Source organism: Campylobacteraceae bacterium (assembly GCA_013215945.1).
Taxonomy (GTDB): Bacteria; Campylobacterota; Campylobacteria; order Campylobacterales; family Arcobacteraceae; genus NORP36.
On the sequence record JABSOM010000009.1, the window covers coordinates 130,257 to 156,164 of the forward strand.

The 25,908-nt window shown below is 27.6% G+C and carries 21 protein-coding genes; 4 read left to right on the plus strand and 17 right to left on the minus strand.

All coding sequences use genetic code 11. From position 1 onward, the window contains the following. Positions 1-46 precede the first annotated feature (46 nt). From HRT41_10830 to HRT41_10850, 5 genes are all read right to left on the minus strand, one after another. The gene (locus HRT41_10830) at positions 47-1,429 is read right to left on the minus strand and encodes an aldehyde dehydrogenase family protein (protein ID NQY24522.1); all 1,383 of its coding nucleotides are present in this window, start codon (positions 1,427-1,429) and stop codon (positions 47-49) included. A 17-nt stretch (positions 1,430-1,446) separates the two neighbouring features. Continuing rightward, positions 1,447-2,838: a glutamine synthetase gene (locus HRT41_10835; protein NQY24523.1), complete on the minus strand. Its 1,392-nt coding sequence runs from the start codon at positions 2,836-2,838 to the stop codon at positions 1,447-1,449. Positions 2,839-3,039: 201 nt separating this feature from the next. After that, on the minus strand, positions 3,040-3,399 hold the full coding sequence (locus HRT41_10840) for a response regulator (GenBank protein ID NQY24524.1): 360 nt from the start codon (positions 3,397-3,399) through the stop codon (positions 3,040-3,042). After that, on the minus strand, positions 3,380-6,454 hold the full coding sequence (locus HRT41_10845; protein NQY24525.1) for a transporter substrate-binding domain-containing protein: 3,075 nt from the start codon (positions 6,452-6,454) through the stop codon (positions 3,380-3,382). The genes HRT41_10840 and HRT41_10845 overlap by 20 nt, the downstream gene beginning before the upstream one ends. 196 nt (positions 6,455-6,650) lie before the next feature. Next, positions 6,651-7,535 (minus strand): DMT family transporter, encoded by an 885-nt coding sequence (locus tag HRT41_10850; protein NQY24526.1) that lies wholly within the window; start codon positions 7,533-7,535, stop codon positions 6,651-6,653. Between the two features lie 315 nt (positions 7,536-7,850). Between HRT41_10850 and HRT41_10855 the strand changes: the two genes are divergently transcribed. Continuing rightward, the gene (locus HRT41_10855) at positions 7,851-8,759 is read left to right on the plus strand and encodes a helix-turn-helix transcriptional regulator (protein ID NQY24527.1); all 909 of its coding nucleotides are present in this window, start codon (positions 7,851-7,853) and stop codon (positions 8,757-8,759) included. Positions 8,760-8,846: 87 nt separating this feature from the next. After that, positions 8,847-9,137 (plus strand): antibiotic biosynthesis monooxygenase, encoded by a 291-nt coding sequence (locus HRT41_10860; GenBank protein NQY24528.1) that lies wholly within the window; start codon positions 8,847-8,849, stop codon positions 9,135-9,137. 7 nt (positions 9,138-9,144) lie between these two features. Here the strand turns inward: HRT41_10860 and HRT41_10865 are convergent, their stop codons facing one another. Both HRT41_10865 and HRT41_10870 read right to left on the minus strand, forming a co-directional pair. After that, positions 9,145-10,614 carry a diguanylate cyclase gene (locus HRT41_10865; GenBank protein ID NQY24529.1) on the minus strand — a complete coding sequence of 490 codons (1,470 nt, stop codon included), beginning with the start codon at positions 10,612-10,614 and terminating at the stop codon, positions 9,145-9,147. A 121-nt stretch (positions 10,615-10,735) separates the two neighbouring features. Next, the gene (locus HRT41_10870) at positions 10,736-12,112 is read right to left on the minus strand and encodes a PLP-dependent aminotransferase family protein (protein ID NQY24530.1); all 1,377 of its coding nucleotides are present in this window, start codon (positions 12,110-12,112) and stop codon (positions 10,736-10,738) included. A 108-nt stretch (positions 12,113-12,220) separates the two neighbouring features. On the opposite strand from HRT41_10870, the gene HRT41_10875 reads away from it, so the two are divergent. After that, positions 12,221-12,643 carry a hypothetical protein gene (locus HRT41_10875; GenBank protein NQY24531.1) on the plus strand — a complete coding sequence of 141 codons (423 nt, stop codon included), beginning with the start codon at positions 12,221-12,223 and terminating at the stop codon, positions 12,641-12,643. 83 nt (positions 12,644-12,726) lie between these two features. On the opposite strand, the gene HRT41_10880 is transcribed toward HRT41_10875, so the two are convergent. The 10 genes from HRT41_10880 to HRT41_10925 all read right to left on the minus strand — a co-directional run bounded on the left by HRT41_10880 (position 12,727) and on the right by HRT41_10925 (position 24,595). Then, the gene (locus HRT41_10880) at positions 12,727-14,595 is read right to left on the minus strand and encodes a HAMP domain-containing protein (protein NQY24532.1); all 1,869 of its coding nucleotides are present in this window, start codon (positions 14,593-14,595) and stop codon (positions 12,727-12,729) included. A 325-nt stretch (positions 14,596-14,920) separates the two neighbouring features. Next, positions 14,921-16,237, minus strand: a complete 1,317-nt coding sequence (locus HRT41_10885) for a hypothetical protein (protein ID NQY24533.1) — start codon at positions 16,235-16,237, stop codon at positions 14,921-14,923. A 44-nt stretch (positions 16,238-16,281) separates the two neighbouring features. Beyond that, a complete protein-coding gene (locus tag HRT41_10890) occupies positions 16,282-17,073 on the minus strand; it encodes an ABC transporter permease (protein ID NQY24534.1) in 792 nt (263 codons plus the stop codon). Continuing rightward, positions 17,066-17,833, minus strand: coding sequence for an ABC transporter ATP-binding protein (locus HRT41_10895; GenBank protein NQY24535.1), 768 nt, complete (start codon positions 17,831-17,833; stop codon positions 17,066-17,068). The genes HRT41_10890 and HRT41_10895 overlap by 8 nt, the downstream gene beginning before the upstream one ends. Positions 17,834-17,844: 11 nt before the next feature. Next, positions 17,845-18,858, minus strand: a complete 1,014-nt coding sequence (locus HRT41_10900) for an ABC transporter substrate-binding protein (protein NQY24536.1) — start codon at positions 18,856-18,858, stop codon at positions 17,845-17,847. A gap of 164 nt (positions 18,859-19,022) precedes the next feature. Next, positions 19,023-20,984, minus strand: coding sequence for an EAL domain-containing protein (locus HRT41_10905; protein ID NQY24537.1), 1,962 nt, complete (start codon positions 20,982-20,984; stop codon positions 19,023-19,025). Between the two features lie 409 nt (positions 20,985-21,393). Next, on the minus strand, positions 21,394-21,696 hold the full coding sequence (locus tag HRT41_10910) for a hypothetical protein (protein NQY24538.1): 303 nt from the start codon (positions 21,694-21,696) through the stop codon (positions 21,394-21,396). Between the two features lie 15 nt (positions 21,697-21,711). Then, entirely contained in the window at positions 21,712-21,957 is a 246-nt protein-coding gene (locus HRT41_10915; protein NQY24539.1) for a hypothetical protein, read from the minus strand. Between the two features lie 286 nt (positions 21,958-22,243). Next, positions 22,244-23,659, minus strand: coding sequence for a membrane-bound lytic murein transglycosylase MltF (gene mltF / locus HRT41_10920; protein NQY24540.1), 1,416 nt, complete (start codon positions 23,657-23,659; stop codon positions 22,244-22,246). A 93-nt stretch (positions 23,660-23,752) separates the two neighbouring features. After that, positions 23,753-24,595: a sel1 repeat family protein gene (locus HRT41_10925; protein NQY24541.1), complete on the minus strand. Its 843-nt coding sequence runs from the start codon at positions 24,593-24,595 to the stop codon at positions 23,753-23,755. Positions 24,596-25,193: 598 nt separating this feature from the next. On the opposite strand from HRT41_10925, the gene HRT41_10930 reads away from it, so the two are divergent. Then, positions 25,194-25,352 (plus strand): YqaE/Pmp3 family membrane protein, encoded by a 159-nt coding sequence (locus tag HRT41_10930; protein NQY24542.1) that lies wholly within the window; start codon positions 25,194-25,196, stop codon positions 25,350-25,352. The last annotated feature ends 556 nt before the right edge of the window (positions 25,353-25,908 follow it).

Here is a 25,908-nt window from a genome sequence, read left to right on the forward strand (position 1 = left end):
TATTTCCTTATAATTTTTGTTTTTTGTTTTAAACTATAAGCAAAGCTTATAGTTTAAAATGAATAGATTTTAATCTGGTTACTGAGTCATATACATAAGCAGACAAGGAAACACCTCGTCCTGTATTTTTAACACCAGTCCACGCCAAAGCAGGATCTAAATAATCACATCTGTTTAGAAAAACAGTGCCCGTTTCTATTTTCTTTGATAATTCTTTTGACTCTTGTACATTTGAAGACCAAATAGATGCAGTAAGTCCAAAATCACTGTCATTCATTAAATCAATTGCTTCTTCATCATTTGTTACTTTCATAATGCCAATAACAGGACCAAAACTTTCTTCTTTCATTACACTCATAGTATGATTTACATCAACCAATACATGAGGAGATAAATAAGGTGTTCCTTCTTTAGAGTTTTCAAATAAACTCTCACTAACTAAAGATTTAGCACCCTTACTTAAGGCATCTTTTATTTGTTCTCTTACATAATTACTCGCACTTGTTTTAACCATTGGGCCTAAATTAGTTTCTTTATCTAAAGGGTTCCCTAATTTATAGGTTTTTGTAATTTCTACAAATTGTTTAACAAAAGCATCATATACATCTTCATGTACATAAATTCTCTCAATTCCACAACACGATTGTCCTGAGTTAAAAAAAGCACCATCGACTAAATTCTCAACGGCATTTGATACATCCGCATCTTTTCTTACATAAGCTGGATCTTTACCACCTAATTCCAGCCCACAAGGAACAAACTTATCTTTTATAGCTTCTTGAACAGCAAGTCCTCCCTTAACTGAGCCTGTAAAAAATACAGCATCTACTCTTTCATCTGCTAACATCAAAGCAGTATTTTTATGATCTAAATATAAAATTGAGAATAAATCTTTTGGTAAACCTGCTTCATCAAAAGCATTTTTATACCTTTTTGCTACTAGGGGTGTTTGTGCTGAGTGTTTTAATATCACAGCATTTCCAGCTAATAAAGCAGGAATTAATACATTAACAGACGTTAAAAAAGGATAATTCCAAGGACTTAAAATACACACTCTTCCTAAGGGCAATTTTTCTATGTAACGATCAAAACCTTCAATACTCTCTGGATAATGACTTTTCAGATTTTCTTGGGCAATTTTCATTAAATAATCAGCTCTTTGTTTAAAGCCTTTTATCTCAAAAGGTGTGTGTGATATTGGTCTTCCCATTTGATAAGTCAATTCTTCTGCTATTTCATCTTCTTGCGAAACTAAAATATCAATAAACTTTTGTATACATTCTTTTTTTGTTTCTAAAGATACGTCTTGCCATAATTTTTGTGCTAAACCAGCTTTTTCTAAAACAGTATCAATATCCTTTATACTGTGCAAGTTTTCTTCTACATATACTGTGCCATCAATAGGGCTAATTGTTTTAAATGTGCTCATGATCTTTCCTTCTTTTCTTAAATAATTTCAAAATATCTGTTTAATTGCCAATCAGTAATTGCTTTTAATTGTTCAGACGCTTCATGTTCTCTGGTATAAGAATAATGATCAACAAAAACATCTCCAAAAATTTCTCTGGCAATTTTTGAATTCTTTAAACGATCTGCAGCTTGATCCAATGTTTTTGGAAAAGAGTACTCTCTCCCCATATCAACATCATAAGCATTTCCAGCAATAGAAGAAGTAGGTTCAATTTTATTTTTTATTCCCCATAAACCACTTCCTACAGCAGCTGCAAGCGCAATATAAGGATTAATATCAGCAGCAGCTACTCTGTATTCAACTCTTTGTGCTTTTGGACTTCCTGTTATTGCTCGTAGGGCACATGTTCTATTATCTACTCCCCACGTAGCTTGAGTAGGTGCCCAAAACCCTGGAATCAAACGAGTATATGAATTACAAGTAGGAGCTATCATTGCTAATAATTCTGGCATAAGTTTTTGCTGCCCACCTATGAACCATCTCATTTCATCAGAAATAGTATCTTCTTTATTTTCATCGTAAAAAATAGATTTTCCATTTTCATCTTTAGCAGAAATATGAAGATGTCCTGATTGTCCTGGATAATCTCCTGACCATTTCGCCATAAAAGTAGCCATATATCCTTGTTGTTGCGCTAAAACTTTTGTGAATGTTTTAAACAGTATTGCTTTATCGGCTGTTTTTAATAATTCATCATAAACTAAAGCAGCTTCTAATACCCCAGGACCCGTTTCTGTATGTAAACCTTCAATCTCCATATCCATATCCAAACATAAATTCATAAGATCATGATAAAACTCACTTTCAACTGAATTTCGTAAAACAGAATATCCAAACATACCAGGAGTAAAATGTTCTAAGTTTTTATAGTTTTTTTCTCTTACACTTGCAGGAGTTTCTTTAAACATAAAAAATTCGAACTCTGTAGAAGCATCAAAAGAAATACCCATTTCTTTTCCTTGTTTAATTACATTTTTAAGTATAGTTCTTGGACATACTTTTGCATGTATTTCTTTACCTTCAAAATCTAAAAGAAAAAACAAAGAGTTTTCTTCTAAAGGAAGTTCTCTACATGAGCTTAAATCAATTGTACCAAGCGCATCAGGAAAAGCAGTACTCCAACCAGTAACTGAATCTTTGGCGTACAATTCATCATGACAATCCCAACCAAAAATCACATCACAAAAACCCAAACCACTTTCAAGTATAGAAGTAAATTTAACGATAGAAATATACTTCCCTCTTAAAATTCCATCAATATCCGTAGCCGCTACTTTAATACGCTTTATATTACGTTGTTTTATTAAAGATAATGCATCTTCACTTGTTTTAATATCACCTGCTTTTAATATTCTATTCTCACTCATTCCTTAACTCCTAAAAAATAATCTGTATTTAGTATAAGCTAATTAAATGGATTAATAAAGGGAATATAAAAGAATTAAATGTAGAAATAAGGGGGAAAGTAAAACAAAAGAGCTAAAAGAAGAACGTAAACAAATATTTTTTTTATAAATGCAAAAACTTACAAAAAAGCTTAAGCTAAATTTTTCTAAAACGAATGTGATTTATTTAACAGTAAGAATATTATTCACTTGCTTTATTAATTCATAACTAGTAAAGGGTTTTGAAATATAGGCTTGTCCCCCTGCTTTCAAACCTTTATTTATGTTTTCTAAATCAGTATTTCCACTCAAAAATATCACAGGAATATTTGAATAACCGTCCACTTTTCTTAATTCTATGCAGGTTTCATAACCAGAGATTCCACCCATAATTACATCAAGTAAAATTAAATCAAATTTTTCTTTTTTTATTAATTCTAAGGCTTTTTCTCCTGATCTTGCAAAAGACAAATCATAAGAGGAAAGGATATTAGCAACAAACTGAATATTCTTACTTAAATCATCAACTATTAAAATTTTCATCTTTTTTCCTTTTAATACTTAGGGTTTTGAGTTCATTTAAACTTATTTCTATCATATCAATATCAAAAGAAGAGACTGCATCTTTTAATTTTTGGGATAAACCTAAGAGTATTTCAGACTTGTTTTCTTTTGAAAAGTTTGAAATATCCAAGGCCAATTTTTTTAATTGGGAGAAATTATTCTTATTTTCTTGTTCACATACTACGTCTAGAAAGCTTTCTTTATATTTTATTCTTAAGGCTTCACTCATTGTATTGTTTACTTCTTTTACTGTATTATCTGTATCAATAATACTGCTTTTTAAATAGAGGTTTAAGTTATCTATTAAGGTTGAATGTAAAACTGGTTTCGTTAAAAGTTTATCAAAACCATAATTTTCTTGCATTTCTTTTTCTGTATATAAGACAGATGCAGTAATTGCTAATATTGGCAAAGATTTATACTTAGGATTATTTCGTATACACTTGGTCGCTTCAAAACCATCCATAAGAGGCATACGAATATCCATTAAAATTAAATCGATTTCATTGTCTTCTAAACACTGCAAAGCCTCTGCGCCATTTTTTGCTTCCGTTATTTTTAGAGCTTGGTCTTGCAACATACCTTTAATTAACTCTCTATTATAAAAAACATCATCAACAACTAAAATATGTGCAGGACTAAAAATATATTCCAAAGAGCTTTTCTCTTTTTTAGGAGAACGCTCAACACAATTAATATTTTCAAGACATAAGGTAAAACGACTACCAGAATTTTTTTTACTTTCAAGTTTTATAAAACCACCTAATTTATAAGACAGTTTTTTTGAAATTGCAAGCCCCAATCCCGAACCACCATATTTTAAATCATCTTGACCTTTTTGTTGTTCAAACTGTTTAAAAATAAGTCCTTGATTTTTTTTAGGAATTCCAATCCCACTGTCTTGCACATGTATTAACAAAGAAAGATTATTATGCTTGTCTCTTTTTGTTTCTACTCCTATTTGTACAAAACCTTTTTCAGTAAACTTAATTGCATTAGCAAGTAAATTTATTATGATTTGTTTAATTCTTTGTTCATCACTCAAAATAAGTTTAGGTATATTATTTGAAAATGTTAAATCAAAATCAAGTTTTTTTGCCTGTGCTTGTAATAAAAACATTTTATATATTTCATTTAACAATTTATTTATATCCACTGGTTTTTTTTCAATATGCAGTTTTTCTGACTCGATTTTTGATAGGTCAAGAATTTCGTTTATTAATTTAAGAAGATTTTCCCCACTTGAACTAATAGAAGAAAGGTAGGATTTTTGAGCAGGATTAAGAGATGTTTTTTCTAATAACTCAGTAAATCCAAGAACAGCATGTAAAGGAGTCCTAATTTCATGAGACATATTTGTTAAAAAATCTGATTTACTTTTATTGGCTCGTTCTGCTTCTTTTTGGGATAGTTTTAAATTATGTTCCAGTTCAATTCTGAGTTTTATTTCAGTATTCATTCTATTATTCACATTTAAAAACCAAATTAAAATTAAAAACAACACAATAATAATGATTATAAAAAGCCTATAGTTGATTTTTTCAACATAATCAATATTCACCCAGTTTTCCATGATTTTAAATTTCTTTTGTGAAGGAATAGAATCAATAATTTTATTTAAAATACCCACTAAAGGAAGCAGCTCTTTTCTTATACCAAAACCTAATTTTGTAGTAAACTCCGTTTTTCCTACAATTTTTATATTATTTAAACCATTTTTAGTAATATAATACGCAGCAACAGGTAAAGTCGAAACCAGTGCATCTATTCTTCCATTTTCGATATCTAAAAGAGCTTCTTCTATTGTATTAACAGTTACAAAAGAAATATAAGGATACGCATCTTTTATTTTTTCAATATAACCATATTCATAAATAAGTGCTATTTTTTTATCTTTAATTGAATCTAAACCTTGAATAAAACCTTGTTTATTATTCATAAGAATAATAATATCTTTTTCCATATAACTCTTAGTAAAAATATAATTCTCTCTTTTTGCATCGGTGGTATCTGATAAAATATCAATTTCATTTTTTTTAAGAAGATCAAGCGTACCATTCCAAGAATCAGTAATAACATGATTGAATTTTAAACCTGTGGCTTTTGTAATCTCATTTAAATACTCAGATACAACCCCAATATACTCTCCTCTACTATCATAAGCTTCAAAAGGAAACCAATTAGGATCCCCTGCAAAATTTAGCACAGGATGATTTGATAACCACTCTTTTTCTATATTTGATAATCTCAATTTATGTTCTAAATCAGTTCTATCGATTAACCAATTATTATAAATTTTCTTTTTACTTACTTCACTAATACTTTTAAGCGTTTTTTCTATGATGGAAGCTAAAATAGGTTTTTTCTTTGAAGTAATAATATGTAAATCACTTCCACTATTAAAAGGGTTTTCTTTAAAAGGAACAATTTCTAAAATGGAGTGTTTTCTCATTAAATGTGAGAGAGCAGAATAAGAGCCAAAAAGAATATCTGCTTTTCTCTCTAAAACTGCAGAAATAGCACTAGAAAGGTTTTTTGTTTCCATAATTTCCAAATATGGCATTTCTTTTTTAATTAAATCAATACGGAAATAACCCTTAGGAAGCGCTAGCGTCAAACCTTTTAAGTCTGAAAAATCAAGCGCTTTTATACTTTTATGAACAAAAAAGTAATCTATAATTGAAAGATAAGGACTGGAGAAATAAACATGTTTTTTTATTTTTTCATCAAAATAGGCTGCGGGTATAATATCAATTTCAGAAGCTATAATTTTTTCTTCAAGATTATTCCATGAATCAAAAATATAATTAAACTTCAAACCTGTTTTTCTTGAAATTATTTTTAGATAATCTGAACTCAAACCTTCATGTCTACCCCTAACATACATACTAAAAGGTGCCCATTTTTCTTTTGCACCCACTTTTACTACAGGGTTGTTTTTAATCCAATTTAATTCTTCATCATTTAAAAAAAGTTTATTCTCATTTGCAAATAAAAATATTGTAAAAGAAAGAAAGAATAATATTTTACGCATACTATTAATTACCTATTGATTTAAGATAGCAATAAAAAAATATCGCTTAGATTAAAATTATATAATAAATAAATGTAGGAAAAATGGGATTAATATTAAACTAAGTTCCTAATAAAAATATCAAATGCAAAAGTATCATTAAAAACATTTTTTATTAAACAGATTATAAAATACATATAATCTGTGTTTTATCAAACTATGAAGATTTTTTGCTTTTATAAAATAAAGATATGTAAATACCAATTGCTATAAAAACAATGCCATAAAAATGGTATCGCTCTAGGTTTTCTCCTAAAAAAATATAAGCCAAAATGCTTCCTGATATTGGCATAATATGCGTTACTTGCCCCGTTTTATTTGCACCTATTTCCATGATTCCTCTGTTCCATAAATAATAAGAAAACAAAGAAGGAAATATTGCCATATAAAGAATAGAGGTGTATACAGTAGATGAAAAGTTAAAATGAACAGTATTTCCCATTAAAAAATAAAGGATAAACAACATAATAAAACCTAAAAGAGTAATAATTGAAATAAACTCAAATGCTTTTAATTTATTCGGTTTGTATTTTACTAAAATACAATAAGTAGCCCAAGTAATTGATGATAAGATAACCCAAAAATCGCCTTTGTTAAATTCAAAATTAATTAAATTAGAGATATCCCCTTTTATAACCAAAAATATCACCCCAAGAGTGGATAAAAAAACTCCAATTATTTGATTAAAAGAAATAGGCTCTTTTGTAAAAAGAGTATTCAATACAATAATTATAATAGGAATAGACGAATTAATTAACAAGGAATTTGTAGCCGTTGTTTCTTGTAAGCCAAAATATAAAATGGTATTAAAACCAGTCACTCCTAAAAAAGACAATAAAACTAGAATAAGAAAGTTATTTTTGATTGCAGGAAAAATGACTTTTTGGTGTAAAAATATATATGGAAGTAATAAAATTAAAACCAAACCCCATCTAAAAAGTGCCAATTGCATAGGTTCAATTTCTGGGCTAACTAATCTACCTAATACAAAATTTCCAGACCAAAAAAGAACTGCCATAACTATCAAAACATATATGTTCATTAATTATTATCCTTATAAAATATATAAATTATTATTTTATAAGGATTGTAACTAAAGTTTATGATATTTTTATAACATGAATTAAAATACGGGTACAAATTTCACTCAACTTATGCAGCAGTAAGTTTAAACTTCTGGTTTTTATAAGAAAACATTGAATAACTAAAGCAGTGATTTATGTTCACTCTTATTCCTTTGCCCTTATATCCATCTATTTAGAACGTTCTTCATTAAGAAAAATATCTATACTAAATAAAATAATTTATTTAGTATAGATATATATAAAATATTCCAATTTTTTTAGTATACTTTTTCATGATAAAAAATGAAAATACTTTTACTTATTCTTCGCATGAAACGTTAATTTTACCCCAGGGTTTAAAAAATATGCCAAAAGTAAAAAGCCTTTTTCCTTTTATTAAAAATACTGGAATATTACATAAATGCATTAATGAAAATTTAATTAATGTAGAGTTTTATACTCAAAGTCATGTAATAATCTATAATATAGCAGGTATTGAAACCATTACTTCCTATGATTGTAAATCAATAGAAATAAAAGAGAAAGACTTACTTTTTTTGCCTAAAGACAATTATTTAATATCAGATTTTATAAAAAACAATAAACAATTAGAGGCATATATGTTTTTTTTAGATGATGATATCATTGAAACATTTTTGTCAAAACAAAAAAAGGTCAAACACAGTCCCAAAAATAAAGAAACATTTTATAAAATGCCTTCTACCCTAACAATAGATGAGTATATTAAAACATTAAAAAATACGAGTAAAACAATGCAACATTCATCCAATTTTTTGGAAATTAAAATACTTGAGTTTTTATATTTAATCGATAATGAAGATACACATAAAAGACTTCAAGATTTTCTAAGTTACAATAATACGTACAAAGACAAAAGAAACATTAGTTCACTAATGAAAAGATATTATCTCAACAATTTTTCTATTCAAGATTTTGCAACTTTATCTGGGCGTTCTTTATCATCTTTTCACAGAGATTTTAAAACAATTTACCATACAACTCCCCATCAATTTTTAATAAACTTAAAAATGCAACATGCCAATAAAGTACTTAAAGAAGAGAATAAAACAATAAGTGAAATAGCCAGTGATTTAGGGTATGAAAACATCTCACATTTTATTAAAGCCTACAAAAATAAATACAATATCACTCCCAAACAAAAACAAAAAAACTACCTTTGACATAAAAACGTTATTTTTAAACGTAGAAGAGTAGTTTCGTTTTTATTATTGCTCTAAAATACTCTTATCTTAAAACAAGGAAAAAATATGAGTATTAAAGTGGTATTAAATTTAAATGTAGAAAGTAGTCTAAAAAAAGAATTTCTTCTTTTTTTAGATGAGAATCTTCCCAATGTAAGATCTTTTGATGGATGCAAGCATATTAAAGTATATTTTAATGAAAACAATTTAAGTATGGCAATTGATGAATTTTGGGAAAATAAAGAAAAACATCAACAATATATTGAGTTTATTAAAAAAAATGGTCTTATGGAAAAACTACAATCTTATTTATCAAAAGAAGTTGAAGTAAATTATTTTGATATTTTAGATATTTAATTAAATATCAATTGGAATGGGGAGAAGATCGAACCAATCGATTTCTTCCTCCATCTTTTGCTTTATAAAGAAGTTCATCACACACACATAAAATATCATCAATATTTGTATATTCTGCTCTTGAACTCAGACCCAAAGAGATAGTAAATTTAATTTTTTTGTCATTTATTTTTATACTTGCTTGTTCGCATGCTTTTCTTATATTTTCAGAAATTGTATTAATCTTTTCTTCTTCTGTATTAAAAAAAGTGATACAAAACTCTTCCCCACCAATTCTAGCAAAAACCTCATCACTAATTACAGTATTAATAATCATACAAAACTCAATCAAAACCTTATCTCCAATAGCATGTCCATAAGTATCATTCACTTTTTTAAAGTGATCTATATCAATCATTAAAACATAAAAAGTTTTATTCTCTTTTATAGCTTGTGTTAATAACTTCTCACTTTTATTAAAATAACTCCGTCTATTGCATATTTTCGTCAAAGTATCTATATTCGCTAAGGTATAAAGTTTTTTATTACTTGTTTGCAGTTTTCGTAAGCTTTTACTTAATTGATGGGTTCTTCTGTTCACTTTTATTTCAAGCAGTTTATTATAATTTATTAATACTTTTTGACTTTTATAAATTATTAATGTAATAATAAAGAGAAAAAAAGCAGTGAAAGAATCTAGAATGAAAATTGTTTTTTCAGAATTATTAATGAGTTCTCTGTCACTTTTTGTAATAATAGAAAATACTGAATGATTAAATACATCATAAAAAGCAATAGTATTAATCAATTCTTTATCAAACAGTTGAGCGTTAAATTTAATATTTTTCAACAAAGACAATGATATTTCGTAATTTTCTTTGCTAAAAAGATACTCTGAGAGTTTAATACTTTTAAATACTGTTGATATGTGATTTATGTTTTTATTCGTTATCACCTTTCCACTATATATCCAACCTTGAACACTACCTGTAAAATCACTTTTTAAAACCTCCGCTTTTACAATATACATAAAAAGAGAATTATACTTTATAATCGTACTAGTAGAGTTAAGCATAGAAAATTTATTTGTAAGTATTTTTTCAAAATCTTTATTATTCTTTTCTAAAACTTTCTCTTGATATTTTGAGAAAAGAACCTTGTTTTTTTTATTTAAATAAATTATAAAACTTGCATCTAAAAGTTCTAGTGTGTTCGTTCCTTCTCTAAAGTTTTCATTAATATAATCTTTATTTCCATCTATCATAAAAGCATACGTATCATCCCATTTACTATAATCATTTGTTATTTTTGTGATGTGTTCAAGATTATGGTTCATGCTATTTACGATTGTATTAACATTATTAAGATTTTGTTTTTTTTCCAGCTCCAAAGAATCATTAATAATAAATTTATAACTGCTATATGAGAATAATAATACAAACAAGAAAAAGGAAAAAATAAATATAAGTGCATTTAGTTTTACAGTAATAAAATTCATAAAATACCCTTTTATAAAAGCAGTATAAATAATATTAGTATTAAGTAACTTACATTATATTAAATATTTTACGTTATTATTTTTATATAATGTAAAATATTTTATAATCACCTACTAGACTTTATTCTCTTGCTTCATGCCAAATACGTGAAAACATCTCTAAAGCAGGCTCTAATTCTTCTTCCTTAAAAACAGCAAAACCCATTCTAATGGCATCCCAATCTCCTCCACAAACATCTTTTGCAAAATAAAGCTTTATTCTTTGTTTTTTTGCTAAGGTTTTTAGTTTAGAAAGATTCATAGCTACATTAGGATTAATAAGTATTGCTAAACCTGCACCTTGTGCTTCTATTTTTACACTCTCCCCTAGTTTTTCCTCTAAGAGAGATTTCATTAAATTATGCTTTTTTCTATTAATGGTTCTAATTTTTCTTAAATGTTTATCCCAATGTCCTTCACTTATAAATTTCTCCAAGGTTATTTGTAACATTAAAGGAACAGTAGAAAAAACTCGCGTATAATGATTCTTATATATCTCAAGCAAGGGTTTAGGTAATACCATATAACTAACACGCAAAAAAGACGCAGACAAGGACTTTGAAAACGTTCCTATATAAATCACTCTGTTTGATTTGTCTAAACCTTGTAAAGAAGGTACGGGTCTATTTACATAACTTAATTCGCTATCACAATCATCTTCTATAATAAAACCATCGTTTTTATCTGCCCACGCAAGTAGTTTATACCTATTTGATACAGGCATAGTAACCCCTGTTGGATATTGATGAGAAGGAGTTACATAAACTAAGCGTGAATTCTGTTTCTCTAATTCATCAACCTTAATTCCATGTTTATCTATAGAAACTTTTTTTATATCATAACCATGGGAAAGAAATGCATTTTTTGCCATATTATATCCAGGATTTTCAATGGATAAAGTGGTATACCTGTCATCTAATAACTTAGCTAATACTTCCATTGAATGTGTAAATCCACAGCCAATAACTATTTGATTAGCAGAACAATTAACCCCTCTTGATTTATTAATATATTTTGCGATTTGTACGCGCAAACCCTCTTCTCCTTGCCCATTATGGTAAGATCCGAAATCAAGACTTTCATCAATATATTTATTAAATAAACGTTTCCAGATTTTAATAGGAAAATTATTTTTACAAAGAGCTACGGGATTAAAATCGTATAAAAAACTTTCTTTTTTATCTTGCACTTCTTCTATCTTGATATTACTTTTAAAAACACTGGCATTAATGTCTTCTACTATATACCCTTTTTTAGGATAACTTTCAATATATCCTTCTACTACTAGTTGCGAATAAGCACTCTCTACTGTGGTTCTGCTTAAATTATAAACAGAGGCTAATTTTCTAAGAGAAGGTAGTTTATCCCCTACTTTGTAATTATCAATAATGTCTTTTTTTATTTGTGCATACAGCTGTAAATGTAAAGGAGTTTTATTTGATTGATTTATAAGATACATAATCTGTCCTTGATATTTTTAATAATTTGTCACTTGGAAGAAGTCCAGTTTCATGTTAGGATAACACAAATTAAATTAATTTAGTAAAAAATATCAAAAGGTTAAAAAATGAAAATTAAATTATTACAAACAATATTTCTGTTCATATCAATATCTTCAGTACATGCAAATGAAACATTTTTAATGGAACAAAAAGAACTAGAAAAAATGATAAAAAGCAATACAATATATGTAATTGAATTAGGAAAAAAATCTACATGGAATAAAAACACAGTGAATGTTAAAAACTTTCAAAGTATTTCTCAAGGTATTCTAGAGTTTAAAGTTTCAAAAATTGATTTTAATACATACAAAAAAGACAGTATTTTTGTTCTTTCTTCCCAAAAAAGGATTACATCTCTTAATTTTCTAGAAAAACTAAAAGCCTTGGGTTTTAACAAAGTGAGGTATTTAAAAGATGGTAGTACAACATTAAAGGACATACTCCTAAATTTTAGAGGAATAAAACTTTTTTCTATGTTTACAAATTAGTGTAAAAAAAGTATAGGTTTAATTCTTAAGAATACAAAAGAAACAATATTTGTAAACATAAGAATTAAGTCAAGGTATTAATATTAAAAGTCTATAATAAATTTAACCCCTGCACCTTCTTGGCTATCACAAGAGATATTACCTTTTAGCTGAGTGGTAATAATATTATAAATAATATTTAGCCCCAATCCTGTTCCCCCTTTATTTCGATTGGTAGTAAAAAAAGGATCAAATATTTTATTTAGGTTTTCTTTTTTTATGCCTTTACCGTAGTCTTTATAAACAATACGTATTTTTTTCTTCTCTTTTGTTAACTCTATACGAATAAGACCATCTTCATTTTCTTCATAAGCATGATTTAAAGAATTAAAAATTAAATTAGTAATAATTTGAGAAATAGCTCCAGGGTAGGAATCTAAAGATATTGATTCTTCTGCACTAACAATAACTTTTATATTTCTTTTTCTTAGTACACTGTTTATACTTATTAAAATTTCATCAATATAATTCTTAAGTTCAAAGCTTCGTTTTTCTTCACTTGTTTGATCGACTGATATTTGTTTGAAACTTTTAATAAGATGGTTACTTTTCTTCAAATTTAAGTATATTAAATGTGCAAGGTCATAACTATCATTTGTATACTCTATAAAATCATTTTGACTCATATCTTTGTTTTCAAATTTTTTTATAATATCTTTTGTAAGTTCTAAGAAGTGACTAGAACCAGTAATTCCAATACCTATGGGAGTATTTAGTTCATGTGCTATGCCTGCAACTAAACCGCCCAAACTTGCCATTTTTTCAGATTCAATTAATTTATCTTGTGTTTGTTTTAGGTTTTCTAAGGATATCTCTAATTCATGGTTTGACTCTTCAAGTTCCACGGTTCTCTCATATACTTTCTTTTTAAGTTCAATATTGAAGTTTTCTATTTTTTCTTTAGCTTTGTTAATATCTGTAATATCAAAATAACTTCCCACTATCCATTCTACATTATTGTGAATATCCTTATAGGTGTTTTTATAAATAATAATATCTCTTAATTCATTTTTAGCATTTGGCAATTTTATAGTAGAATAATTAGAACCACCTTTTTTAAGCAATTCAGTGTCAATACTATTTGTTTCTTCTGTATTTTTATCACCAAATAAATATTGTATGTTTTTTCCAATAATATCACTTTTATTTTTTCCACAAAAACTTGCAAATGAACTGTTACAATCAATAATTTTTCTTTTTTTATCTTTTATTAAAATAGGAATATTAACGGTATTCATTAATAATTCACGAAATATGATTTGTTTTTTCAGGCTTAATTGTTGATCTTTTATTGATGTTTGCATAAGTTTAAATTTGTTTGCTAATAAACCTATTTCGTCTTTTCTATTAATATCTATTTGGGAGTCTAAATTTCCAGATGAAATTTCTGTCGTAACAGCAATTAGTTTTTTAATAGGTTTTATAAAACTATATATTATTGGTAGTATTGTAATAAGAAGGGAAAAATACAAAAGAATTGAAAACTGAAGAATATTATCTTTAATTCTTTTAATTTTTTCATTGATTATACTTTTTGTATACGAAATTTTTAATTCACCTAAATTAAAAGAGTTAAAAGAAAGTGTAGATTTATTAATAATTAAATTTTTATTATTATTTGTTTTATTATTTAAATTTATATTAATAATGGAGTTAATACCACGCAGGGTAATTTCTGTAATTTCTTCATCTCCATATAAAGCAGTAAGTGTGATTAACAGCATTTCATTATTCATCTCATAAAGTGCTTGAGTCACTGGTTTAATATACAGTTTATTATTATATTCAATTTTATTATTCAGTTTTTTTGTTAACAAATCACTTTGAACGAATATGATATAAGTAACTGTAATACTAAAAAACAATCCCATAATCAAAGAAATAGTAAGAAAAAGTTTAGTAAATAGACTCACTTAAAAACCTTTAAAATATTTTATTCTATTTATGAATATAAACTATTCATTTATTAATTAGCATACAAATAATTCATCTTTTTAGTTTTATCTTATAACTAATATACTTAAAAAAAGTTACACCATTATTAATTATCAATTGTATAACTTGTATTATAGTTACTATTAATAACTATATTAATAAGTTTTTTATACCGTAAGAGAAACATATGCCAAAAATTGTTATTGTTATTGAAGAGATGAAAAAAGATGGTAGTTTTGCAAAGATTTTAAATAAAAGTTTAAAATAAAACAAATATTCTTTTAAATATTGTTTTAATAAAATCTAACTTAATATATGAAAACATAATATTATGCTTACACATATAAAATACGTAATAATATTGTAGTTTTTATTTATTTTAAAACTCAACATATTTCCACTTAAAGAAGAGGCTCTTGCTACTACTAAATTAGCCGCTGCAAAAGGTGAAAGCGTTGAGAACATTCCCCAAGATCCTACTAATATAGAAACAGCAGTGATTGAGCTATATAATTCCATATTTACACCAAAAGAGACTATTCCTACAAAAAGTATGGGATTAATGCCTAAGAACATGAAAGAAACAATACTTGTAAACATAAGAACTACCAATAAACTTGTATTAAACATATTGTTTTTAAACAGGGCTTCAAATTGCGAATAATTTAAATATTGATTTAAACTAATATCTGCAAAAACGGAGGTGACTAAACCCGCCGTGCATAAAGCAAGTATTTCAAAACGCAAAGAAGGAATAGTACTTACAAAATGTTTTTTTGTATTTTCAAAAAAATCCACAAAAGCGCTGCTTTCAAGTACTAACCAAATAAGTGCTAAAAAAGGCAAAATCCAATGAATGATGATTTTTGAAGAAATATTAGAAAAGCTCATTATACTTATAATGCTAAGACAAAAAAGAACAGCATAAATTAAAGCTTTTTTTTCTTTTTTAACATTTATTTTAGGAAAAATACTTGATACATTTGTTTCTTCTTTTGTTTTTAAAATAAAACAAGACAGAACAAACATAGGAATAATAAAAGTAAAAGCTAGCAAAACTAAATCAAACCATTTCAAGTTTGAAAAAGTCAATAAAATAATAGGAGTAAAGTATGAATAAGGAGACCATGCTGGCGCAAAAGAAAAACCTCTATGAATCAATATTAGGTTTTTAGATAAAGATTTTTTATTTTTATTTTCTAACGATGAAACCAGAATAAGAAGACCACTAAGATTTAATAGTGCTCCTGATATATGTCCCAAAATATAAGAAAAAGCACTGCTTCTTTTTTTAGAAAAAAACCTTTGTAAGAAAAATTTTATATGTGAGTTATTTGATGCCAAAGCTACAAAAGAAATAGCAATCATTAAGGTTCCAAACTCAGCAGAAAGTACAAAAGCTTTTTTTAAAGCTAAAAAACTACCTTGTTGAAACAATAAGAATATTGAAAAAAAGACAAGGAGCCACAAAAAAAATTCTTTTTTTTGCATGGAAAGAAGAAAACATAAGAGTCCAAAAAAACTAAAACTAAAAGCAAAAAAAGAGACGCCAAACATGGAGCCCATTAATCCACCAAGAGAAATAAACAGTATTGCAAAATGATTGATTCTTAGGCGCATTGTTTATTAATCCTCTTAAATAAAAATCATTGTAAACTTAGGTCTTAGTTTCGCCAAGACAATAACTTCTTCTCAAGCAAAGCCACTAAATAACTAAGAAATACTCCCATTGCTGATAAAATACTAACTCCTACAAATAAACGCTCCAGATCATATAACGAACCAGCTTCTAAAACATAAGCCCCTATTCCATAACTTGCACCCAACATCTCAGCCGCAACCAAAAGAATAATTCCAATAGCCAAAGAAATTCTAATTCCGGATAATATTCCAGGCAAAGAACCAGGTAAAATGATATTCTTTACAATAGACATCCAAGATAATCCAAAACTTTGTCCCATTCGTATTAAGTTCCTATCTACATTATCAACTGCTGCATATGTAGCAATTACTGTAGGAGTAAACGTACCCAAAGCAATTAATGCATATTTAGAGCCTTCATCAATACCAAACCATATTACAAACAAAGGCAATAAAGCAATTTTAGGCACGGGAAAAAGAGCAGAAATTAAAGGCAAAAAAGAAGCTCTTAAAGTAGAAAACAAAGCAATTAAAACTCCAATAATAATGCCTAAAAAAATCCCCAAACAAGAACCTACAATAAGTCGGGTAAAAGAAGGAATTAAATGTTCAAACAATAAACCCGAATCATATAATTCAACAAAAGCAGTAAATACACCAGAAGGACGTGGTAGAGTCAAATCAGAAATATAATTGTATCTCGTTCCAATTTCTAGTAAAACAATTAAAACAATAAAAGCAAAAGCACCTAAAAAAGGTATTTTTTTATAGACAAAACCTTTCGCTCTAAATTCAACTTCTTTTTTTTCAGGCATGTAATATTTCCTTATCCGCATTTAGCGCTTCTTCTCTCATCATATCCCACAATTCTTTTTGTTTTTCATCCAGTTCAAGCATATGATTTTTACGTTCATTTAAAGGAATATTTATATCTATTATTTTTTGAATTTGCCCAGGTCTGTTTCCTAAAACAACAATCTTATGACCCAAACGTACAGCTTCACTTAAATTATGAGTTACATATACAGCAGTAAATTTTTCTTTTTCCCACAAAGAAATCAAATCTTCTAATAATAACTCTCTTGTTTGACTATCAAGTGCCGATAAAGGCTCATCCATTAATAAAACAGAAGGTTTTACACTAAGCGCTCTTGCAATTGCAACTCTTTGTTTCATACCTCCACTTAACTGTTTGGGTAAGGCTTTTTCGAAATCGCTTAATTTGGTTCTTTTTAATACATCTTTTATTATTGCATCTATTTCATTTTTACTTAAGTTGTGATTTTCTAAGACCAAAGCAATATTGTCATAAACATTTTTCCAAGGCAATAATGCAAAATCTTGAAAAATATAGGTCAAAGGATTTAAAGAAGCTTTTGAAGGCTCTCCTATTTGCATAACTTTTCCCTTTGATGGTTTTTCCAAACCACCAATTAATCTTAGTAATGTTGATTTTCCACAGCCAGATGGTCCAACAATACAAACAATCTCTTTTTCTTTAATAAATAAATTAATGTCTTTAAGAACCTCAAGTTTTTCATAAGAATGAGAAATATTTTCTATATGTAAATCCATGAATTTTACTATTAATAGGTTTTTACAAAACTGGTATCAACTAACATCTCAATAGTAATATGTTTTTTAACCATTTTTTTATCTTTAAACCATTTCAGTTGATCTTTGACACTTTTCATATTTAATTTTGCACCTTCGTTAATTCGCATAGAACCATTTCTAATAGAAGGCGCAGCTTTTTCATAAGGTTTACTTGTATATACATATTTATGTATTAATTTAACCATTTTTGTAGCTTCTTCTTCCCCTGCTGTTTTATCAACTAAAGCAAGATTATAATCATTGATTCCTTTTGAAAATGCTTTTAAGAATTTTCGTACTAAGTCTTTTTTATTTTTTGCATTATTAGAAGAAGTAAAAACAGCTGTTACTTGATAATCAGGAATATAATCAGATACTCTTCCAATAATAGAAATTTTAGGACTTTTATCTAAGGCTTTTGCAATATGAGGCACAATAGACCAAGCATCAATTTGTTGTGTTTTTAAAGCCCCAATAATTGCCCCTACTTTTTGTAAAGGTTTAACTTTAATATCTTTATTAGAAAAACCTTCTTTTTGTGCAATTTTATGAGCTACATAATGAAAAGAAGAACCTGTTTGAGTAATACCAAAGGTTCTACCTTTTAAATCTTTAGGTGTTTTAACACCTTCATCAATGGCTTTTTTTGAAGCTAAAATCATTTGCCCATCAATTCCAATTTCTTCATGTAAAGCCCCAGCAATTACTTTAATAGCACCTTTTCCAGCAAGATTAATTAAACCTCCAGAAATGGCAGTAATTCCAAAATCCACATCTCCTGATGCAATTGCGACCGCCATAGGTTGTGCGGATTTAAAGAATTTGAATTCTACTTCTAATCCTTGATCCTTAAAATATCCACGTTCATACGCTACAAAACTAGGAGCATGAGAAGTAAATCTCAAAGCCCCAATTCTAATTTTTTCTGCTTGTAAAGTAGTAAAACCCAAACTTACTAGTACGCAAAAAATCAATCCTGCTTTTAAATTCTTTCTATTTAACATTATAATCTCCCAATAATTATTTTCTTAAATACTTTAGCAAAATTTTAGTTTAGTATGTATAAAAAGTTCTTAAAAATAATTAATTGTAAATTTAGGGATGTTGAGTACTTGTAAATTATGTAAAATAAGCAGTAAGGATGATCAAAAAAATCAATTTTTAATCTTTATTTTAAGACAGATTTTTTATATTTAATTTCTTTAAATGAGGCCAAATTAGCTAAGGGTTCAGGTTTATGAAGCCCATAGCCTTGTGCATAATCTACATTCATTTCATTTAATATATCTGCAAGTTCTTGTGTTTCGACATATTCTGCAACCGTTTTTAACTCTAAAGAAGCTGCCATATTTATAATAGCTTGAACTAAGGTTTTATCTGATTTGCTACGCGTTAATACTTTAATCAAACTTCCATCTATTTTTAAATAATCAACATAAAGATCTCTTAAATAAGCAAAAGATGAAAAACCACTACCAAAATCATCTAAAGAAAATCTGCAGCCAATAGCTTTTAATACCCTAATATAGTGCTGTGCAGTATCAATACTAGTCATAGCAACGGATTCTGTTATTTCAAATATTATTTGATGTGCTTTACCTGATTTAGAAAGCAGTTTTACCAGTTTTGGTAAATATTCTTTATCAGCCAGCGTATGTCCTGAAATATTTATTGAAAAATCCATGTCTTCATCTAGTTTACTTGATAATAATGTTTCTATAACCCACCTATCAATATTTGGCATTAAACCAAAACGTTCAGCTGCGGGAAGAAATAAACCTGGGGGAATAATCTTCCCCTCTTTAGATATACCTCTAATTAATATTTCCACATGGCCTTTTGAATCAATATTTTGCAAAGGAACAATCCTTTGTCCATATAAACAAAACTCTTCATTTACAATCATTTGTGGAATTTTTGCTGCCCATTTTTCTTCTTTTCTAATCTCAATTAAATCTGGGTCAGACTCTTCATAAACCATTACTTTGCTGTTTCCTGGAATTTTTGCCATATTACAAGCAGCATCTGCTCGTGATAATACTTCTGTAAATAAAAAATCCTTCTTAGCTACTGCTAATCCAACAGAAGCACCTAAGTGCATTTTTTGTCCCATCCATGTAAAAGGGTGATTCTCAATTAAAGAAACAATTTCTTTTGAAATATCGCCTGCACTTTTAATATCTTTTATATTATTGAACCAAATAACAAATTCATCTCCCCCAACACGAGATATAGTACATTTTTTTTCTTTACAATATAAAGCAATTTTTTTTGTTAAACTAACTAATAATTCATCTCCTGCTGTATGCCCGTATAAATCATTCACTAATTTAAACCTATCTAAGTCTAAATAAGCCATAACTCCACCTTGTTTATAATTATCAATAACTATTGCAAGCCCTCTTCTGTTTAAAACACCTGTTAGGGTATCGTGCAGTGCTTGATGTTCCAAGGTACGACTAATATGCATATTTTTTTTAACAATCCAGATACTTAAAATAATACTAAGCACGGCACTTCCTAAACCAGAAAGTCCCAAAATCCAATAAATTCTATCTTTACTGTTTTTTAAATATGCAATAACTTTTGTTTCTTGAGTTTCTGCTAATTCTACTATTTTGTCAATTTCTTTTTCCATTGCATAAATATGTTTTTTATATTTAGCCATTTCTAATAATGCTTCGTATTGTGTGAGAGAAGAACTGTTTGACATTTTATTTAAAACAAGAGTAATTCCATCTTTATAGGAAGAGAAAGCATTTGAAAACAAAGAAGAAAATGATTTTGCTTTTATCTCACTTTCATTAAGTTCTTCTTCAAGTTTAAGAAACTGTATATTTGTTTCTAAAAGAGCTCTTTCCCAACGAATTCTTGTTCTTTTTTTATCAAAAGATGTTTTATTATATAAGAGAGTATCTTTTTCGAGTTTTCGTAGATTAATTAACATACTTTTTAAGGTTAAAGATTCCACTTGAGTATCAGAAAAAACAACCAAAGCATTGCTTGATTCATCCGTTATCTTTTCCATTTCCCATGCCCCAAAAACTCCTTGAAGTAAAATAATAAAAGCGATACTCAAAAGTCCAATTGCTGTATTTTTACCTAAACGTTTTGATTCTATATATAGCATGAGAAAAAATCCTTTTTATAAATTTTTCAACTGTAAAAAGTATATAATAATTTTATGTAATTAAAATCATTTACAATAATATTATCCTCTTAAAGCTTAAGTACTCGCATTTATAAAAAAATAGAAGTACTCATTTTTATATTTTTAAAAATAAATATTCATTAAATAATATATTTAACTATCTGTTTTTAGCATAAATAATACTAATAAAACTGTAATTAATCCTTCTTAAGTAAGAAAAAACAACAAAGCTCAATACTAAATTCCTAGCTATTTAAACAAGTAAGTATCTTGTCATCTATCACTAAGTACCATTTTTAAAAGCACAAAAGAAGAACTTAACTAAGAAAAACGAAGGGATACTGAAATATTAATATCTTTAATAAAAAAGAACAAAATAAATCTATTTTTAGGGAGTAAAAATATCATAAAAAACAAGAAGATAAAAACAAACAACAAGCACTTCAAGTAAAAATGCGAAGATAGAAAATATGATGCCCGTATAAAAAAGTGTCTTATTTAAAAACATAGAGAATAAATTTACTGTTAGAAAACAAGACAGTATAAAACCTAGTATTATTAAAGAAAAAGCACTGTTTATAAAAGTATCTTCAGGGTATTTACCATAAGCATGTGTATAAACCAGTACTAAAAGAGCAAAAGAGCAAAAAGGAAGCAGATATAAAATTAAAATTTTAAATTTTTTACTCATATGTCTTCTTATTTTTTAGCAAAATTTATTATCATTTGGATTTAAATTGTTAAATAAAAGAATTTTGTCCAATCTTATTTTTTGAGCATTTTCAAGAATCATATATTCCGCTTTATCTATTATTTTTAAATCAACAATTTTTTGTTTTATCTCTTTTTTTTCATCTTCTTCTTGATATACAATAGTACATATAACTTTTTTTACAGCAGCTTCTTCTAATTCATCATAAAAATGACAAGCAATACTTTGGTATTCATCCATCTTAGTCTCCAATATTAAATTAATTTATAAAAAAGATTGTATCACATTTTAGAAAATTACCTTCTTCGCTTTTTATCAAGTGGCAAATTAAAAGAGATTCTTAGAGGAGGTAAAACCTTACAATTTTCGATGGTTTAAATAATACTTTTAAAATGAAACAGCATATAACAAAGGACTTATCTTGCTTGATATTATAAATATTGGTATTAGGGCAAATTGATACAAGTATGATGTTTGAGTAAGTAGTTAAAACTAGTATAAATTATATTTTCTTTACTTTGTTAATCTAAGGTAAATTCTCTTTTTGTTTATTTAGTGCTTGCGTTAAAATGTTTGCATACTCACTTATTCCATCAACATATTTAACAGGTTCTGCACCTCTTGCATAACCATATTTAAGTGTTCTGTAGTATTTTTTTTGAGTTAATAAAGGCAATATTTCTCTTATATCCAACCAGGAATTTGGATTTTTATGTAAGCGTTTTGCTAAAACTCTGGCATCATGAATATGCCCCATTCCCACATTATATGCAGCAAGTGCAAACTTCATTCTATCATCTTTGTTTTCTACATCTTTGGGAACATCTTTTATCATCTTAGCCATATATTTAGCCCCACCAAAAATATTCTCTTTGGCATTTAATCGATTTTTCACACCTACCGTTTTTGCAGTAGTACGCGTTAACATCATAATGCCTCTAACCCCTGTATAACTCCGTGCTTTGGAATTCCAGTGTGATTCTTGATAAGATTGTGCAGCTAAATATATCCAAGAAATATCATTTTCTTTTGCAGCAGCAATAAAATATTTTTTATATTTGGGAAGTCTTGCTTTAATTCTTTTATGAAAAACTACTGTATTGTAATAATCAAAGATATTGATGTGCCCATAATATTTATCTTTAAGTTTCGCCATATCTCCATTTTGGATGTAGGTATTTAACCACCTATACATATCATTTATAAGAGTATCACTGTTTTCTCTAAGAACCCATGAAAGAGATTCTCTTTCACTAATGGAGAAAGCAAAAGATAAAGAAGGATAGTATCTCTGGTTGATTGAAAATATATTACTATCTGCAATCGTACAATCAATTTTGTCTTTAGAAACCATCTCTAAAAGCTGGCTTGAGGAAAACTCTGTGCTTATTTCATACATAATATTAGGATTCTTCTCTTTTGCATCTTTAAGACTTCTTTCATAAGAGGTGCTTTCTCCAACCATAATACTTAAACCAATTAAATCCTCTAAAGCATTTGGAAACTTTCCTTTTTTGAAAAGCTTGCGACTGCATATAACTTGCTGTTGTACTTGATAATAAGAAGGTCCAAAAATATATTCATTTTCTCGATCCGCCGTTCTTGTAATCGCAGCTGAAGTAATATCGCCAAAACCTGTTTTAGTAAGTTTTAACGCTTCTGATATTGTAGAAACTACTTTAAGATTAAGTTTTACGCCTATATCATCTGCATACGCTTTTAATAACTCATACTCAAATCCTTCTTTTTTACTGTGGCCATAATAATACACAGTAGGTGAATTTACAACAATAGCATGCAGTTGTTTTTTGTTTTTTATTTTTTCAAGTTTAGAAAAAGGTAAAATCTCTTTTATAAATGAAGCAGTATATTTATCTTGGAAGCTGTATCCTATAAAAAAAAATAGTATGGCTACTAAAAAATATTTTATAAAATTATTCATATATAAGTATAGCAAAAGATAAAGAAAAGCTATAATTATTATGTATTTAACAATATAATGAAACTACTTTTTAAAATACGCAAGCTAATAATCTTAATTAACACCTTGATCTATTAAGATTTTGTAATTCTCACAGCCATTTTTATAACCAGAAGCACAAGCTATCTCAAATAGTTCTTTTGCAATATTTAAATTTTGTTTTACTCCCTTACCAAAAGCATACAAAAGACCTAAGTTATAACAAGCTACACCCAAACCACCAGAACAAGCTTGAGAGTAAAGTTTTGAAGCTTTTTGTTTGTTTTGTTCTACTCCATCACCTTTCTCATATAAAATACCTAAGTTAAAACAAGAAATTGCATAAAACTCATTACACGCTTTTGCATAAAGTATTGCCGCTCTTCCTTTATCTTGTTTTACTCCATCCCCATTACTATACATATGAGCTAGGTTGTAACAAGAAACAAAATATCCATAATCACAGCCTTTGGAATAAAACATTGAAGCTTTTTCTTTATCTCCTTCTACACCATCTGCATTATTATAAATATGTGCTAGGTTATAACAACCAACAGCAATTCTGCTATCACAAGCTTTTAAATAAAATTCTGTAGCTTTTTGTTTATCTTGTTTTATACCATCTCCTAAATTAAAGATCTGCGCTAAGTTGTAACAAGCCACTGCAATTCCATCTTTACAATCTTTTGAATAAAGTTCTACTTTTGTTACAACTTTTTTTTTCTCTTTTGTTCCTATTTCTCCTTTGTAATACAACAAAGCAGTCTTATAACAAGAATTTGAATATTCACTCTCACAATCTATTGTCCATGATTTTATTATATTTTCTTTATTAAAACTAGCATATACACCATCAGATGCAATATTAGCATTTAACGTTGCGATAATTATTAGAATAATCAAAAATATTTTTTTCATTATCTTCCTTCTAATTACATTAATAAGTTATATTATTATATAATAAGAAAAATAAAATATAAATGTATAAATAATTTTAGCTAATAATTCTAAGGATTTTATCGTTTAGATATCTTATTTATCAGCTTTTTATAGTGTTTATAATTTTTTGAAATTAGCTATAAGCTCCAATAATTCCTAGGTAAAGGTGTAAATTAAAACTTCTTATTTAACTTAAGTAATTTTTTAAGCTAAAGAGTTTTTTTCCTTCAAAGTAAATAAAAATAAGCTTAAATTCTTATGCTATAAGGACTTCATAATCTTTTGATAATTTGAGTTATTTGAAGGAAGGGAGCACATTCTTTCTTGATTGCAAAAAAGAAACAAAGAAACAAAGAAACAAAGCTGTGTTGGAGAAGGTAGGATGAACGCCCTCTTCTTCTTGCACTCTCGGTGAGAAAACGTACGATTTAGTATATTGTAGAGAATTTCATATCATAACTAAACAATAAAAAATTCAATGTTTATATTTAAATTTAATTTAATATTAATTAAAACAATAATATAATATTTTATATTATTAATATATAATAATTACTACTTACATTGGAGATTTTTTATGAATAAAATCGTTTTAATTTTATTGGCAATATTTTTACCACCTCTTGCCGTTTTTCTAACAAAAGGTGCAGGAAGAGATCTGCTTATAAATGTTTTACTTTGTCTACTTTTTTTCATTCCAGGTTCAATTCATGCAATTTGGCTTGTTCTTAAATAGCCAATATATGATCTTTATTAATTCTTATTAGAATAAAACTCATAGTTATAGAGCTCATACAAAGTACCTTTGCGTTCTCTTACTTTTTTTTCTTGAAAGAAAAGTAACAAAAGAAGCAACTGCCGAGTTGTTGAAGGCTTACAGCTCCCCTCTCTTGTTATTTATTGTTTCTGCCTTGAGGAACTCCCTAAAACGTGCTTACGAGCACCTTTCTTAACGGTCACACAGTCCTCATGCTGTTTCGAAACAATAAATAAACGCTCGTCTTCAGCAAAGGCAGAACCACGCTCCACGTTTTACCAATAAAAGGTTTCTTCTTTTTTAATATATCAAAAGATAAAATTTCAAGAACAGTGTCTAAGTAGAATAATTTTCTATAAGGCTCTTCCCCTGACTTTGATAAAGCTAAATATTTTTATTTTTTAGCGGAAAAAGGATATGACTGTTTGAGCGTAAGCAATGTGCTCTTTAGCACATTGTAGAGAGTTGCCACCTTAAAATCTAATAAAGTATTTACTATTTTAAAAAGAAATTTTATCTTTTATTCACATCGAAC